Genomic DNA, 16,152 nt, shown 5'->3' on the forward strand with positions numbered 1-16,152 from the left:
TTTTTTCAGGGAGAACACCATGAGCGATTTCAACCTCGGTCGCCGGCGCGTGATGCAAGTGGTCGGCGCCGGTTTGCTGATGCCAGGGCTGGCGCCGGCCGTGATCGCTTCGGTCAAGGATCGGCCGCAACTCACCGACGGCGTGCAGTCCGGCGATCTGCAAGGCGACCGGGCGATGATCTGGAGTCGCAGCGATCGTCCGGCGCAAATGGTGGTGGAGTGGGACACCCGCAGCCAGTTCCGTCATCCGCGCCGGGTCGTCTCGGCGGTGGCCGATGCCCGTAGCGATTTCACCGCTCGCGTCGAACTCACCGGGTTGCCCGCCGATCAGGCGATTTTCTATCGCGTGTACTTCAAGGACGCCCGCACCGGCGTTGCCAGCGAGCCGTGGCTCGGCCACTTGCGCAGTGCACCGACGGCGCGGCGCAATCTCCGTTTTGTCTGGAGCGGCGACACCGTCGGCCAAGGCTTCGGCATCAACCCCGATATCGGCGGCATGCGCATCTACGAATCCATGCGCCTGCGCCTGCCGGACTTCTTTATCCACAGCGGCGACACCATCTACGCCGACGGCCCGGTGCCGGCGCAACTGACCACCGAAGGTGGCCGCGTGTGGCGCAACCTCACCACGGAAGCCAAAAGCAAAGTCGCGCAGACCCTCGACGATTATCGCGGCAATTACCGCTACAACCTGATGGATGAAAACATCCGCCGCTTCAACGCCGAAGTGCCGCAGATCTGGCAATGGGACGACCATGAAGTGGTCAACAACTGGTCGCCGGGCAAACAGCTCGACGAGCGCTATCAGGAAAAAGATATCCACACCCTGGTCGGACGTGCGCGCCAGGCGTGGCTTGAATATTCGCCGATGCGCCGGCAGGCAGCGGACGGTGGCGGGCGGATTTATCGCAAGCTGAGCTACGGGCCGATGCTCGATGTGTTCGTGCTCGACATGCGCAGCTATCGCGGCGCCAACGACGACAACCTCGGGGCGGAAAAACCGTTCCTCGGACGTGAGCAACTGAACTGGCTCAAGCGCGGATTGAAGGCGTCGAAAGCCCAGTGGAAGGTCATCGCTGCGGACATGCCGATCGGTCTTGGTGTGCCGGACGGTGAAGTCAGCCCCGGTGTGCCGCGCTGGGAAGCGGTGGCCAACGGTGATCCCGGCCCGGCTCAGGGCCGTGAGCTGGAAGTGGCCGAATTGCTCGGATTCCTGCGGGCACATCAGGTGCGCAATTTCGTGTTCCTGACGGCGGACGTGCATTACTGCGCGGCACATCACTATCACCCGGATCGCGCGGCGTTTCAGGATTTCGAACCGTTCTGGGAGTTTGTCGCAGGGCCGCTGAACGCCGGCAGCTTCGGGCCCAATCCGCTGGACAAGACCTTTGGCCCGCAAGTGGTGTTCCAGAAAGCACCGCCGACGCAGAACGCCTCGCCGTTTGCCGGGTTTCAGTTTTTCGGTGAGGTGAACATCGAGGGGCAGAGCGGGGAGATGAGTGTGGTACTGCGGGATCTGAACGGTGTGGCGGTGTTTGAGCAGAAGTTGCAGCCGGTCTGAATCCATTGCTGAACCTGTGGGAGCAGGGTTGCTCCCACAGTTGCCCAAGGTGAATCAGTAGACGTCGCGACGATAGCGACCCTGTTCGATCAGGCGTTCGACTTCGGCGGCGCCCAGCACTTCATTGAGCACTTGATCCACACCTGACGCCATGCCTTGAAGGCTGCCGCAGATGTAGATCACCGCACCGTCCGCCAGCCATTTCTTCAACTCGCCGGCTGATTCGCGCAGGCGGTCCTGCACGTAAATCTTCTCGGCCTGATCCCGCGAGAACGCCAGGTCCAGTCGCGCCAGATCACCATTGATCAACCACTCTTCCAGCTCCTCGCGGCAGAGGAAATCGTGCTCGCGATTGCGCTCGCCAAACAGCAGCCAATGACGCTGTTGGCCGTCGGCAATCCGCGCCTTGAGCAAGCTGCGCAGCCCGGCAAGTCCGGTGCCGTTGCCCAGCAGGATCATCGGCACCGGCGCATTTGGCAGATGGAAACCGCTGTTGCGGCGTACCCGCAGGCTGATGCTGCCGCCGACCGGAGCATGCTCGGTCAGCCAGCCGGAGCCGATGCCGAGGGTGCCGTCGCTGTGTTGTTCCTGACGCACGATCAGCTCCAGCACGCCGTCGGCGGCAATCGAGGCGATCGAGTATTCACGCATGGCCAGCGGCACCATCGCATCGACCAGCGCCTGAGCGTGCAGACCGACCAGATGGGCGCGGTGCTCGGGCAACTGGCGGGTGGCGAGGGCCACTTCCAGCGATTCTTCCAGACCGTTGACCTTTACGCTGGTTTCGCCACGAATGCCGAGGCCGTCGAGGAAATGTTCGATGACCCACGGGCAGTTGCGTGGCAACACTTCCACCAGATCGCCAGCGAGCCAGCTGCTGGTGTCCGGTGCGCGAAGACCCAGCAGAAACACCGGCGAGCCGCTGCTGTCAGGGTTCATCAACTCGCGACGGACCAGCGTCCAGTTGCTGTAGCTCGGTGCCTGCCAGGTATCGACCGGCGCCTGGCCGGTGATCAGGCCAAGCTGGGTCTGCCAGTGCCGCAGTGCATAAGGATCGCCGCTGTCGACTTCCACCGGAGCGAACAGCGTCTTGCCGCCGTGTTCGCCCAGCCATTGATGCAGGCGTCGGGCGAAACCGCAGAAGTGCTGATACTGACGGTCGCCGAGGCCGAGCACCGAGTAGTTGAGGTTGTCGAGAGCCGAGGCACGGGTCAGCACTTTGCGCTCGAAACCGCGAGCGCTGTCCGGCGCCTCGCCGTCGCCGAAGGTGCTGACCACGAACAGCGCGTTGTTCGATTCCTGCAGATCCTGCTCGCTGACATTCGCCAGCGGCTGCACCTTCACCGGCAATCCGGCGGCCTGCAACTGGCCGGCGGTCTGCCACGCCAGTTGTTCGGCAAAACCGCTCTGGCTGGCGAAACCGATCAGCCACGCGGGCGTATCGCCGGCAGGTTGTTCGAGACCTTCGCGGGCATCCTTGATCTGCTTTTTCTTGCGTCGGCGATCCAGGTACAGAAGCCAGCCGGTGATGAAGAACAGCGGCATCAACACCGCCGCGACGGTGACGATGATCCGCCCGACCAAGCCGAAATAGCTGCCGACGTGCAGCGCATAAATGCTGGTCAGCAATTGCGCCTTGAAGCTCTTGTCGGCGTAGCGGTCGACGCGTTTGACAACGCCGGTGGCCGGGTCAAGGGTGATCTGGTTCAGCGCGCGCTCATGGGGCGAGTTGTCGAGCAGATAGAACACGGTCGCCGGTTGGCCGGCCACAGGGGGCATGCGGATGTTGTAGGAGGCGAGGCCCGGACCTGCGGCGCTGTAGATGCTGCTCCACATCGCGGCGTAATCGGCGGTCGGCGCCGGACCTTCGGGAGCCGGACCACGACCGCCGCGCACGCGCTCGTTCTGCGGTGCATCCGACAGTAGTTTCGTCAATCCCTTGTTGTACCACTCGTAGGACCAGGACAGTCCGGTCAGTGCCAGCAACAGATACACCAGCATGCACCAGGTACCGAACACCGAGTGCAGATCCCAGTTGAAGCTGCGGCCCTTTTTCTTCCAGTCCAGGGTCAGCCACACGCGCCAGCTGTTCCACTGGCGCGGCCAGCGCAGGTACAGGCCGGACAGGCAGAAGAACAGCAGCATCAGGGTGCAGGCGCCGGTGATGCTGCGACCGGTGTCGCCCATGGCGAGGAAACGGTGCAGTTGCAGCATCAGGCCGAAGAAGTCCTGACCGGTGGCGTCGCCCTTGAACTCGGCGGTGTAGGGGTCGAAGTAGCGCATCTCGCCACGGCGCTCACCCTTTGGCGGGGTGAACCAGACTCGCGCGGCGTTGCCGCTGTCGGTTTCGACCGTGAGCATTGAAACGGTCTTGCCCGCCGCCGCTTCGATGCGTTCCACCAGTTCGGCGGGCGGCAGGACGCCGGCGACCTGCTTTTCCACCTGCAGGACCGACGGATTGAGCGCCTTCAGAATCTCGTCCTGAAACGAATAGGCGGCGCCGGTGATGCCCATCAGGGCCAGCACCAGCCCGGCAGTGATGCCAAAAAACCAGTGCAACTGGAACAGGGTTTTCTTCAACACGTCGCTTGCCTTGTCCGTTCGGAAATTGTGTTCACGGCGTGCATTATGCCGTGGCTTATCGAGAAACGTTCTTTATTACGCACAAAAGCCCCGTTCACGTGAATGAACGGGGCCCGAGGCTTCCGGCTTCTGTCAGAAGTGGAAGTTGGTGCTCAGCAATGCCGTACGACCCGCCGCCTGGTTGGCGAAGTGAGTCGAGAAGGCCTTGTCGTAGTAGGTTTCGTTGGTCAGGTTCTGCACGTTCAGTTGCAGATCGACGTTCTTGCTCAGCTTGTACGCTGCCATCGCGTCGTAGCGAACGTAGGAGTCGACCATGGTGGTGTTGGCCACGTTGCCGAATACGTCATCCACGTAGAACGCACCGCCACCGATGGTCAGCTTCGGCGTGACCTGGTAAGTGGTCCACAGGCTGGCGCTGTTTTTCGGGGTGTTCGGCAGTTCGTTGCCGTTGTTGGCCTTGTTGGCCGGCAGGTCACCACCGTCCACTTGCTCGCTGTCCATGTAGGCGTAGCCGGCGAACACTTGCCACTTGTCGGTGATCTTGCCGCTGGCCGACAGCTCGATACCTTGCACACGGGTCTTGCCGGCGTTTTCGTACGAGGTGGTATCCACCTGGACGCGGGCGTTTTCTTTCTCGGTGCGGAAGATGTCGGCGGTCAGCGACAGGCGATCGTTCAGCAGATCCCACTTGGTACCGATTTCGTAGTTCCTGGTGGTTTCCGGCTCCATGTCGCTCTTGAGCAGGTTGCCGTTGCGATCCGGCGTGCCACCCAGCGGGTTGCCTTCCTGACCTTCACCCAGAGTGTTGCCCGGCGGTGTGGCGGAGGTGGCGTAGGACGCATAGATGCTGCCGTTCTCTGCCGGTTTGTAGACGATGCCGAACTGCCCGGTGACGAACTCGCTGGTGTCCGAACCTTTGGAGGTGGTGGTGCCTGCGTTGGTGTACGTCTTGTAGCCGGTTTCGAAGTGGTCGTAACGCAGGCCCATGTTGACCAGCCATTGCTCGGACAGCTCCAGGGTGTCGAACGCATACAGCGCGTAGGTATCGGACTGGGTGTCGGTGCCGGCGTAATTGCGCGAAATGGCGCCGTTCCACGGATCGTTCGGGGTCGGGTTCGACAGCGAGGTGCAGTTGTAGCCGCTGGCGGCGCCAATCAGGCCCGGGTTGCAGTTGGTGGTCACGGCCGAGGTGCGCGGCGTGGTGTCGGTGTTGACGTTGTACGAGGATTTGCTGCTTTCCTCACGGGTGTATTCGACACCGGTGGAGAAGCTGTTCTTGAAACCGGCGACGTAGAAGTTGCCGAACAGATCGGTCTGGTTGGTGGTGGTCTCGGTGTTGCTCACGCGAGTGTTCGCACGACGCCAGACGCTGCCGTTGTTCACGTTGCCTTTGCTGTCGTCCGGCTGGGTCAGGATGTAATCCTGCATGCTGGTGCCGTGACGCAGGGTGTTCTTGAGGGTCAGCGAGTCGCTCAGGTCATGCTCGATGGCGAAGGTCGCGGTGTCGGTGCGGCCCTTGCGGAAGTCGCGGTCCAGACCGTAGAAGTTGCTGTGATCGCCGCCGGCATAGGGCTTGTCCGGATTGGACTTTGTGCGCGCCGCCGAGCCACCGGCCGGAATCGTGTAAGGGATGCCCGAATCCGGCGTGTCGTTGCTTTCGAGATGGTAGTAGTCGAGGTTGACGCGGGTGTCGGTGCCCAGGCCGAAGGCCAGGGATGGCGCGATGCCCCAACGGTCGTAGTCGACCTTGTCGCGACCGGCGACGTTGCTCTCGTGGCTCATCAGGTTCAGACGACCGGCAGCGGTGTCGCTGAACTGGTAGTTGCCATCCATGGTGTAACGCTGGGTCTGGTCGGAGCCCCAGGTGAAGCCACCGTCGAACGAGTTGCCCAGGTGCGCTTTCTTGCTCACCAGGTTGATGCTGCCGCCCGCCGCGCCGCGACCGCCGATGGCGGAGTTCGGGCCCTTGCTGACTTCGATGTTTTCAACGGCGAAGATCTCGCGGCTCTGGGAGCCGGTGTCTCGCACGCCGTCGAGGTAGGTGTCGCCCTGGGCGTCGAAACCACGGATGAACGGACGGTCGCCCTGCGGGTTGCCGCCTTCACCGGCACCGAAGGTGATGCCCGGTACGGTGCGCAGCGCGTCCTGCATGTTCAGGGCGCCGGTGTCTTTCAGCACTTGTTGTGGAATCACGGTGACCGAGCGCGGCGTGTCGACCAGCGGCGCGGTGTACTTGGGTGAGGAGGCTTTCTCGACCTGGTAGGACGTCGAGTCCTGGGCTTCGCCGGTGATGGCGGTGGCGTCCAGGGCAATGGCATTGCCGGAGGCTTTGCTGTCGGTCTTTTCAGCCGCGAACACCATGTGGCCTGCGGAGCCGGCGGTCAGTGCAACGCCGATGGCAGAGGCGAGCAGACGTGGTGAACTGACGGGTAGTTGTGCTGGTTGACGTGACATTTTTATTCCCCTCCCCAAGGATTTGAGGCGGCGGAATATAGGGTAAACAGGTATTCGTATCAATTGCGAAACATTGCTATTCGCGACGAATTTACATTCTTTACAATTTAGCCTTACGGTTTTTACCGATTCATTCGTCTAGCGGGTTTTACACAGTCAATAAGAATCAATACCATTGCCGCCTCTTTGCCATCAGGTGACATTGCCATGCTGCTGCACATCCCTGCGCTGTTCGAAAAAGACGAAGTGCGGCGCATCCGCGAGGCTCTGGAACAGGCCGACTGGGCCGATGGCAAGATCACCGCCGGCTATCAATCGGCCAAGGCCAAGCACAATCTGCAACTGCCGGAAGGCCATCCACTGGCCAAGGAAATCGGCGCGGCGATGCTTGAGCGCCTGTGGAAAAATCCGCTGTTCATGTCCGCCGCGCTGCCGCACAAGGTATTCCCGCCGTTACTCAACTGCTACACGGCGGGCGGCAGTTTCGATTTCCACATCGACAACGCGGTGCGCCAGCCCAAGGGCAGCATCGAGCGGGTGCGCACCGATCTGTCGGCCACGCTGTTCTTCAGCGAGCCGGAGGACTACGACGGCGGCGAGCTTGAGATCCAGGACACTTTCGGCACCCAGCGCGTGAAACTGCCCGCCGGCGACATGGTGCTGTACCCCGGCACCAGCCTGCACAAGGTCAACGCGGTGACTCGCGGTGCGCGTTATGCCTCGTTCTTCTGGACCCAGAGCCTGGTGCGCGAAGACAGCCAGCGCGCGTTGCTGTTCGAGATGGACGGTGCGATCCAGCAACTCACCCACGACATGCCCGATCACCCTTCGCTGATCCGCCTCACGGGCACTTACCACAACCTGTTGCGTCGTTGGGTCGAGGTCTGAGTGGCGGACTTTCGGTTGCGTCGCGAAGAAGTCCTCGACGGCGAACGCCTCACCGCCATGCTCGAAGAAAGCCCGGCCCGCGCAGCTCAGGCAATTCTGCTGGCGGCGGGTGAGGGCGTGCTGGAAGCGCAGGCGCTGCTCGGGCAGATCCTGCTCGATGGTCACGGGATTGCTCAGGATCAGCCGCTGGCATTGCGCTGGTTTGAAATTGCCGCAGAGCAAGGTCATCTGATGGCGCGCAACATGCTTGGTCGCTGCCATGAACATGGCTGGGGATGTGCAGCAGATACGTCGATTGCCGCGCAGCACTATCGAATCGCAGCCGAATCCGGTCTGGATTGGGCAATGTACAACCTGGCCAATCTGCTCGCGACCGGGCGTGGTGTGGTTGTCGATCATCTTCAGGCAATGGCGTTGTATGAACGTGCGGCCGAAGCCGGGCATGCCAAGTCGATGAACCTGCTCGGGCGTTATCTGGAAGAAGGGCAAGTGTGCCCGGCGAATCCGGCAGCGGCCCGTGACTGGTATCGACGTTCGGCCGAGGGCGGGGATTTTCGCGGGCAGTTCAGTTATGCGGCGGTGCTGGCGGCTGAGGGCCGCATTGATGACGCGTTGGTCTGGCTGGAGAAAGCATTGGCCGTCGGTAATCTGAATTTCCTGCGAGTCGCCAGTGTGTCTTTGTTGAATGCACAACATCCGCAAATTCGTGCGATAGCCGATGCTTATAAGTTGAGGCTGGCAGAGTTGACGGGTTTGTAATTATTTATTCGGTTGTTAGTTGCTTTTATCAAGTTGAGGGGCTGTTGTCAGGCAGTAGTGTGGGTGAGTGATTGCTTTGTCTTGATTACTAATATTTAAGTGCTTGTTAGTTGTTTTCCTGCTGGCCTAAGGTTGTTTTGCGATATCGATGATCAAGTTGGAATGACTCGCTTGATAATGTCGTATATCCCAAATGACTTTTATTGAATATCCGAAGAAGACAAGGAGTCTCTTATGGAATTAAAAATGGACAGCAAGGTTGTCGAGGCCGCCGAGAAGGCGCCTCGGGTATTTGTAAGTGCTTCGCTCGGTGAAGGTGAAGAATACAATCGGGAAACCGGTATTCAATTAACCAAAGAACAGATCATCAGCCTGCGCAAGTATGAGGTGCTGGGGCTGTCGCTTCCTGTTCGGCTGGCGGACGTTGTTGCCTATCTGAACTACGGCGCCGGGGATGCCGGGGGCGTTGGCCTCAAGGCAACAGACTTCCTGCGGACATTCACCTGCACCTACGACCATGCGAAACGCTGGTCGCCGTTGCGTGAAAAAATCATGCTCACCGGTACTGATCTGAAAATTTTTGCCGGCAGCATCATTCGTACGGGTAAGGGAATCGTAGAGATCTACGAAGACCTGAAAGCCTCCAGGTATCTGGAGGAATACGATATCAATACGCCGCAAGAGTATCTGGAGCTGAAACGCACGATTCCGGATCTTCCAGACCTGGGCTTGCCGTCCGGGGATGTGCCGGAAATCAAGGCCTATCTCAATGACATGCTGGCCAAAGTCATGCAGTGCCATGCGAAGGCCGAGCATGTCAGGTCAGAACTCGACAGTTTCGGCGCTGATATGCGCGAGACCGTGCTGCCGGAGATCAAGCTGCGACTGGAGTTCGTGTCGCGCAATACCTATCAGGCAGACATTCAGGTCCTGCAGGGCGAAATCGACCAGCGCTCGAAAGAAATCGATGAACTGAACAAGCAATATGATCAGTTGGTTCAAGAAGCGATCCGGTCGGCAGCGACATTGAATGTCGGTGGTTTGATTCTCGGCATCTATCAGGGCGTCAAGGCCGAAAAAATCCGCAAGGAGCGAAACCGGTTGAAGGCAGAGCAACAGGCCTCCAACCAAGTAATGGCCAGCAAAAACCAGACGCTGAGTTCCCTGAACAAAGTGCGCGATGACTTGCAGAACCTGAGTTATGTAGCGATTGAAGCCGAAGTCGCCACGCAAAACCTGATGCTGGTATGGAATGCACTAAGCACTTATATCAATGCCTCTGTCAAAGAAGTGGATCTGCTTAAAGAGGCAACTTCCCTGAGGAAGTTCAAGAACCAGATTCTCGGTATTGTTGATCCGTGGGAGCAGATCAAGGTGAGTTCCGATCAGCTGTTGGGCGTCTTCGCTGCGGCAGATAAAGAGTATGGAAACAGCTTTGCAGTATTCGGGAGTAAAAGAACTATGTTGACGCTCAACAATCATCCAGCCGTTTCGGATTTTGACATCGCTGCCTTGCGCTCCTGCGCTGCAGCTGTTCAAACAAGCAATGTCACTGCACAGATGCTCGGTGAGGAGTTCAATTACATGCCGGGTACGGTCCGCACAATGAATGGGCTGACGATGGCTATCCAGAAAGCCACCTTTGAACTTCGTAATCAGGCCCAGACGACGGGGATCAATCTGGAGCGTGCGCAGAAGAAGTTGAAAACATCTCAGGACGAACTTCTCGAGTATCCGGATGATGCGGATGAAATTCACGAGGAAATGGAAAGCGAACTCAAGAATGTATCGATGAAAATCTCCGAGCACGCGGACGATTTGAAGATGACGCACAACGGCCTGACTACCGCTTACGACCGATCGGCTTCGGCGCAATGGATCGTGACGCTGCAGCAGGACCGGGCCTTCACGGAAGCACTGAAGGTCACATCGGAAGAAAAAGTCGTCGATTTCGAAAAGCAGATGAAATCGGTGTCTGAAGCGCTCGAGCTGATCGCGAAAGCCGGGGTGGAGAAAATCGGTCAGGAAGCCCAACTGACGCTGGATAACCTGAAAGCACTGGGGCTGGCACCACCGCAGGTCCAGATTGCATTGTTCGCCATTGATACCTTGAAAAAAATGATCGCGGGTATCGGTGAAGCCATTTCCTATCTGAACATGCTGGCGGGTTACAACCAGCTCAAGGATAAGGTGGCTGATCTGAGGACGCAGTTGAAGAAGTACGTCAACGAGATCGCCCAGATCGATGGAAAGATTCACCTGGTTCAGATCCTCGATCAACTGGACGAAGAGCGTTGGAGTTACGTGAATGAATTCTCGAATCTGGTGGCCCGATTCGAGTCATATGCCCGAGACTTCAGGCAAGACAAGTTACAGCCTGTCGAGCAACGAACGACTGCTGCAATCGCCCGGATTGCCGACGTCCGGCAGTATTTGAAAACGGTTCAGCAATAAGGAGTCGAGGCGGTGGGCGCCCCGCCCATCGTCTCCTGATCAGTCATGAATACACTTGCCTATGAACTTGGCGCAGCACAACGGCGGACACTGGACCGATACACAAATTTCCTGAGTTCACTTCATCCCACTTTCAACAACATCCCTTTGGTGTTTGAGCGCCGCAGAACCAGCGGTCATCAATTGGCGGTACTGGCCAGCGATTCGCGTTTGAACAACGCCAGTTTCAATGCGCGCTATTTGCAGGAGTTCTGGCAGCGCACCGAAGAGGCTCGGCGCCTCTGCAGCACTTTCGTCGCGGATCTCGCTACGTTCACCGCCGAAACGCTGGAAATCACCCGGAACACTTCAAGGAACGAGCCTCTCAGTCAGGTGGATTTCAATCTGTACAGCTTATCCAGGTCGCCGACCTGGAAGCTGTTTCCCCCCACCGATGTCCCGGATCTTGTTCACGAGCTGGCGCTTCGGTTCTGCTCGTTAAGGGCGGCGATTCGCCAACTGAAATACACAATCGTCGAGGTGCATGACGAGTCGTTCGGTCTCAAGTCGGTGTTTGTCAGGGCAATGGATCATCGTACGTGCCAGTGCCATACCCAGCCGACAGTGGTCGAGGAGTTGTTTCGCGAAGCGCGCACTACGCCGGTTTGGGACGTGGCTTATTCGTCAGCGGATCCGCTTGTCAGAGGCGCCGAATACAAAACGGATATAGCCGGCTTGTTTAACGGATTGGCTTCCGTGAGTTCGCACATCAGCGTGTTTCTCGAAGAAACGGGCTTGCGCATCGACACGGTGTTCAATGAATTATTGAAGGCAGAGCGCGCGTCGAAACTCGGCGAGTTGAATTTCCAATTGGCTGCTGCGAAGGAGGGCGCTGACGAGTTCATGGCGATGATCAATCATCTTGAGGCATGGCTGCGCAAATAAAAAAGGCCCATGCATGCATGGGCCTTTCCATTTGAAGCGTCGCTTAAACGTAGAACGACTTCAGCGGCGGGAAGCCATTGAACTCTACGGCGCTGTAGCTGGTGGTGTACGCACCGGTCGACAGCCAGTACAGGCGATCACCGATCGCCAGGTTCAGTGGCAGGCCGTACTTGTAGTTTTCGTACATGATATCGGCGCTGTCGCAGGTCGGGCCGGCGATCACGACTTCTTCCATTTCGCCTTTCTTCTCGGTCCAGATCGGGAACTTGATGGCTTCGTCCATGGTTTCGATCAGGCCGGAGAACTTGCCCACGTCGGTATAAACCCAACGCTCGACGGCGGTACGGGATTTACGCGCAACCAGTACCACTTCGCTGACCAGGATACCGGCGTTGGCAATCAGCGAACGGCCCGGTTCCAGAATGATTTCCGGCAGGTCATCACCGAAGTCTTCCTTCAGGAAGCGAATGATTTCTTCGGCGTAGGTTTCCAGGCTGTTGGTGCGGGTGATGTAGTTGGCCGGGAAGCCACCGCCCATGTTGATCAGCTTGAGGTGGATGCCGTCTTCTTCCTTCAGGCGCTCGAAGATCACTTTGACCTTGGCGATCGCCGCGTCCCAGACGCTGATGTCGCGCTGTTGCGAACCGACGTGGAACGAGATGCCGTAAGGCACCAGGCCCAGGTCACGGGCGAGGATCAGCAGGTCCATGGCCATGTCGGTCTGGCAGCCGAATTTGCGCGACAGTGGCCAGTCGGCTGTAGTCGAGCCTTCGGTCAGGATGCGCACATAGACTTTGGCGCCCGGTGCGGCCTTGGCGATGTTGCGCAGGTCGGCTTCGGAGTCGGTGGCGAACAGACGCACGCCCTTCTCATAGAAGTAGCGGATGTCCTTGGATTTCTTGATGGTGTTGCCGTAGCTGATCTGGTCCGGGCTGACGCCACGGCTCAGCACTTTGTCCAGCTCATAGATCGAGGCGATGTCGAAGCTCGAGCCTTTCTCCTTAAGCAGGTCGATGATCTCGACGGCCGGGTTGGCCTTGACCGCGTAGTAGACCTTGGCGAATTCGAAACCGGCGCGCAGGTCATCGTAGGCCTGGGCGATCATCGCGGTGTCGATCACCACGAACGGGGTTTCCTGTTTGTCGGCGAACGCCTTCATTTTCTGAAAGGTTTCGCGCGCGAAATAGTCTTCGACCTGGATCGACATACTTGGGAGCTCCTATGGGCAAACTCGTGAAATCAATGGGTGCAAATGAACGCCCTCCGTATCCCCACTTTGGTTCGCCTACTTCCCAAGGCATGTCGCCGAAAGCAAAAAGGCCATGGGAAATGTAGTCTTTCTTTCCCTTGGCCTTGCTGTCTCGTCGTCAGTACTTGAGCCGGATGGATCGTTTCCAGCATGGACGTTCGGCGCGAACTTTAGGGCGTGAGGGGCCTGAGATCAACTAAAAATGTCGCGTTTTTGCACGCTTCTGACGTACGTCGCGGATATCACTCTTTGTACCCGACCGAGATGACGGTCAGATGTTCCGCAATAATTTTCAGGTGTTAAAAATACCTGCACGTTCGATGCTGATGTGTGCCAAGTCATGGATAACTACGATCACTTCAACATCGGCGACGTTGGCGGCGAGAAAGGCAGGTGAGGGGGAAGTTGCTGGTTCAGGCTGGCAAAATCGGCCGGGTTCGGCTCTCGGGTGTGTTGATATTTCTTGCCGGCTCATCGTCGGTAGGAAAATCCCGGCCTTGAGTTTCCGGCGGTCGAAAAAAGGGCTGTCGAACAGCCCTTTTGCTTTTGATCAGGCCACCGCTTCGGCCGGCGACACGATATTGGTCTTCATTCCGCGTGAACGACCCGAACTCAGGTACGCCGCAATCGACTCCTGGGTGACTTCGCCAAGGAAAACCCGCTCGGCATCCATCACTGGCAGCCACGCCCGATTGAACTCGTACATGCGCGACAACAGAATGCGCAGGTGTTCGTCATAGGCGGCCGTGGCGTTGAACTCGCGCAGGAATTGCGCGCATGTACCGGTCTGACGGTGAAGATCGCGACGGCGCACATAACCCAGTGCCTTGTTCTCAGCGTCAGTCACGACGACATAGCGACGGTCATGCTCGTCCATCAACTCCAGCGCATCGGCCACCGGGGTTTGTGGGCTGACCGACGGCGCGTTGTCCGCCGCATCTTCGGCTTTGACCAACAGCAGGCGTTTGAGGGTGCTGTCCTGGCCGACGAAGTTGCTGACGAAGTCATCCGCCGGATGGGCGAGCAGGGTGTCCGGATGGTCGATCTGCAGCAGTTTGCCGGCGCGGAAAATCGCGATCTTGTCGCCGAGCTTGATCGCTTCGTCGATGTCGTGGCTGACCATGATCACGGTCTTGTTCAGTGCCCGCTGCATCTCGAAAAACTCGTTCTGGATCATCTCGCGGTTGATCGGATCGACCGCACCGAACGGTTCGTCCATCAGCAACAGCGGTGCATCTGCCGCCAGTGCGCGGATCACGCCGATCCGTTGCTGCTGGCCGCCGGACAATTCGCGCGGATAACGATGCAGATACTGTTTGGGCTCAAGCTTGATCATGCTCATCAGTTCGCGGGCGCGGTCGTGGCATTTCTGTTTGTCCCAGCCGAGCAGCTTCGGCACCACCACGATGTTCTCTTCGATGGTCATGTTGGGGAACAGGCCGATCTGCTGGATCACGTAGCCGATGTTTCGGCGCAGGGTCACTTCGTCGAGGTCGGTGGTGTCTTCGCCGTTGATCAGGATCTTGCCCGACGTCGGTTTGATCAGGCGGTTGATCATTTTCAGCGTGGTGCTTTTGCCGCAGCCCGATGGCCCGAGGAATACGCAGATTTCGCCTTCATTGACGGTCAGGCTTACCGAGTCCACGGCTTTCACATCTTTGCCGTTGCTTTGGAAGGTCTTGCTGAGGTTTTGAAGTTCGATCATTTGAGTAATCCTTTTGGAGTCAAAGAGCGTTGCAGCCACTGCAAAAACAGGTCGGCGAAGATCGCCAGAAGACTGACCAGCAGCGCGCCGACGATCAGCATCGACATGTCGCTGCGGCTGATGGAGGCGAGGATCAGCACGCCGAGGCCGCCGGCACCGATGGTTGCGGCGATGGTCATCACGCCGATGTTCATCACCACGGCCGTGCGCACGCCGGCCAGGATCACCGGCACCGCGATCGGTAGCTCGACCATGCGCAGGCGCTGGCCGAAGGTCATGCCGATGCCGCGTGCGGCTTCGCGGATGCCCGGCTCGACGCCGGTCAGGGCGAGGTAGGTGTTGCGCATGATCGGCAGCAGTGAATAAAGGAACACGGCGGTGATCGCCGGCATCGGGCCGAGGCCCTGACCGAATTTCGAGTAGAACGGCAGCAGCAGGCCGAACAGCGCAATCGACGGCACGGTCAGCAGCACTGTGGCGCTGGCCTGCAAAGGGCCGGCGAGGCTCGGGAAGCGAGTCATCAGAATGCCCAGCGGCACGCCGATGAGAATCGCCAGACTGACGGCGATGCCGACCAGCGTGATGTGCTGCCAGGTCAGGTGCATCACCTGCTGCCAGTCGAGGTGGGAAAAGGCGTTCAAAAATTCCATGACTTTTCCTCCTTTAGTTCAGTGGATGCTGGCGCAGGAAATCGGCAGCGACTTTCGACGGGCTTTCGTGATCGACATCGACCCGCGCATTGAGCTGGCGCATGGTTTCGTCGTCGAACAGCTCGGCCAGGGGTTTGAGCTGTTCCGCCAGTTGCGGGTGAGCGTCGAGGTAGGCCTGACGCACCACTGGCGCGGCGGTGTAGTCCGGGAAGTAATGCTTGTCGTCTTCCAGCAGCTTCAGCCCGAACGCATTGAGGCGACCGTCAGTGGTGTAGACAAGACCGGCAAACACCTGGCCGTTACGCAGGGCGGTGTAGACCAGTCCTGCGTCCATCTGCCGGATGTTTTGGCGGGTCAGGTTCATGTCGTACAGCTTGACCATGCCGTCCAGACCGTCGGAGCGGTTGGCGAACTCAGTGTCCAGCGCCACCAGATGATTGCTGCTGGCCTCGCTGCGCAGCACGTCGTTCAACTGGCTGATGTTGCTGATCTGCGGATATTGCTCGGCGACCTTTTTCGGCAGGGCGAGGGCGTAGGTGTTGCTGAATTTCGACGGCGTCAGCCAGACCAGGCCTTTTTTCGCGTCGAGTTCTTTTACTCGGGCGTAGGACTGTTCGCTGTCGAGTTTTTCGGTGACATGGTTGTAGGCCACCAGCGACACGCCGGTGTATTCCCAGAGCATGTCGAGTTGCCCACTCTCATGGGCGCTGCGGGCCAGGTTGCTGCCCAGGCCACCGGTAATCTGCGCGTCGTAGCCTTTGCTGCGCAGGTATTGCGCAGTGATTTCCGCGAGCAGGGTTTGCTCGGTGAACACCCGGGCACCGAGGCGGATGAGCGGCTTTTCCGCCGCCTGGGCAAATCCTGCGAACAGCAGGGCGCAGCCTAGAATCAAGCTAAGTCGTTTCATGAATATTCCTTTGCCGAA

At 58.8% G+C, this 16,152-nt stretch carries 11 protein-coding genes; 5 read left to right on the forward strand and 6 right to left on the reverse strand.

Annotated features, from left to right (window positions below; genetic code table 11):
* Positions 1–19: 19 nt before the first annotated feature.
* Complete coding sequence (locus NE357_RS04070; RefSeq protein ID WP_169428822.1) at positions 20–1,561, forward strand: alkaline phosphatase D family protein; 1,542 nt, start codon at positions 20–22, stop codon at positions 1,559–1,561.
* Positions 1,562–1,615: 54 nt separating this feature from the next.
* On the opposite strand, the gene NE357_RS04075 is transcribed toward NE357_RS04070, so the two are convergent.
* Entirely contained in the window at positions 1,616–4,144 is a 2,529-nt protein-coding gene (locus NE357_RS04075) for a PepSY domain-containing protein (protein WP_169428823.1), read from the reverse strand.
* Between the two features lie 132 nt (positions 4,145–4,276).
* Positions 4,277–6,598 carry a TonB-dependent receptor gene (locus NE357_RS04080; protein WP_169428824.1) on the reverse strand — a complete coding sequence of 774 codons (2,322 nt, stop codon included), beginning with the start codon at positions 6,596–6,598 and terminating at the stop codon, positions 4,277–4,279.
* Between the two features lie 207 nt (positions 6,599–6,805).
* On the opposite strand from NE357_RS04080, the gene NE357_RS04085 reads away from it, so the two are divergent.
* The 4 genes from NE357_RS04085 to NE357_RS04100 all read left to right on the forward strand — a co-directional run bounded on the left by NE357_RS04085 (position 6,806) and on the right by NE357_RS04100 (position 11,623).
* Positions 6,806–7,486, forward strand: a complete 681-nt coding sequence (locus NE357_RS04085) for a Fe2+-dependent dioxygenase (protein WP_011332426.1) — start codon at positions 6,806–6,808, stop codon at positions 7,484–7,486.
* Positions 7,487–8,245 carry a tetratricopeptide repeat protein gene (locus NE357_RS04090; protein WP_249314370.1) on the forward strand — a complete coding sequence of 253 codons (759 nt, stop codon included), beginning with the start codon at positions 7,487–7,489 and terminating at the stop codon, positions 8,243–8,245. It begins immediately after the preceding gene.
* A gap of 234 nt (positions 8,246–8,479) precedes the next feature.
* Entirely contained in the window at positions 8,480–10,699 is a 2,220-nt protein-coding gene (locus tag NE357_RS04095; RefSeq protein ID WP_169428825.1) for an alpha-xenorhabdolysin family binary toxin subunit A, read from the forward strand.
* Between the two features lie 45 nt (positions 10,700–10,744).
* A complete protein-coding gene (locus NE357_RS04100; protein ID WP_169428826.1) occupies positions 10,745–11,623 on the forward strand; it encodes a hypothetical protein in 879 nt (292 codons plus the stop codon).
* A 43-nt stretch (positions 11,624–11,666) separates the two neighbouring features.
* Here the strand turns inward: NE357_RS04100 and NE357_RS04105 are convergent, their stop codons facing one another.
* The 4 genes from NE357_RS04105 to NE357_RS04120 all read right to left on the reverse strand — a co-directional run bounded on the left by NE357_RS04105 (position 11,667) and on the right by NE357_RS04120 (position 16,134).
* Positions 11,667–12,830 (reverse strand): type III PLP-dependent enzyme, encoded by a 1,164-nt coding sequence (locus NE357_RS04105; protein ID WP_039769212.1) that lies wholly within the window; start codon positions 12,828–12,830, stop codon positions 11,667–11,669.
* A 592-nt stretch (positions 12,831–13,422) separates the two neighbouring features.
* Positions 13,423–14,577: an osmoprotectant ABC transporter ATP-binding protein OsmV gene (locus NE357_RS04110; RefSeq protein WP_169428827.1), complete on the reverse strand. Its 1,155-nt coding sequence runs from the start codon at positions 14,575–14,577 to the stop codon at positions 13,423–13,425.
* Positions 14,574–15,227, reverse strand: a complete 654-nt coding sequence (locus NE357_RS04115) for an ABC transporter permease (RefSeq protein WP_085729571.1) — start codon at positions 15,225–15,227, stop codon at positions 14,574–14,576. Before NE357_RS04115 ends, NE357_RS04110 begins: the two co-directional genes overlap by 4 nt.
* Before the next feature lie 13 nt (positions 15,228–15,240).
* A complete protein-coding gene (locus tag NE357_RS04120) occupies positions 15,241–16,134 on the reverse strand; it encodes a glycine betaine ABC transporter substrate-binding protein (RefSeq protein WP_169428828.1) in 894 nt (297 codons plus the stop codon).
* Between the last annotated feature and the right edge of the window lie 18 nt (positions 16,135–16,152).

This window comes from Pseudomonas sp. G7(2022) (assembly GCF_052660475.1).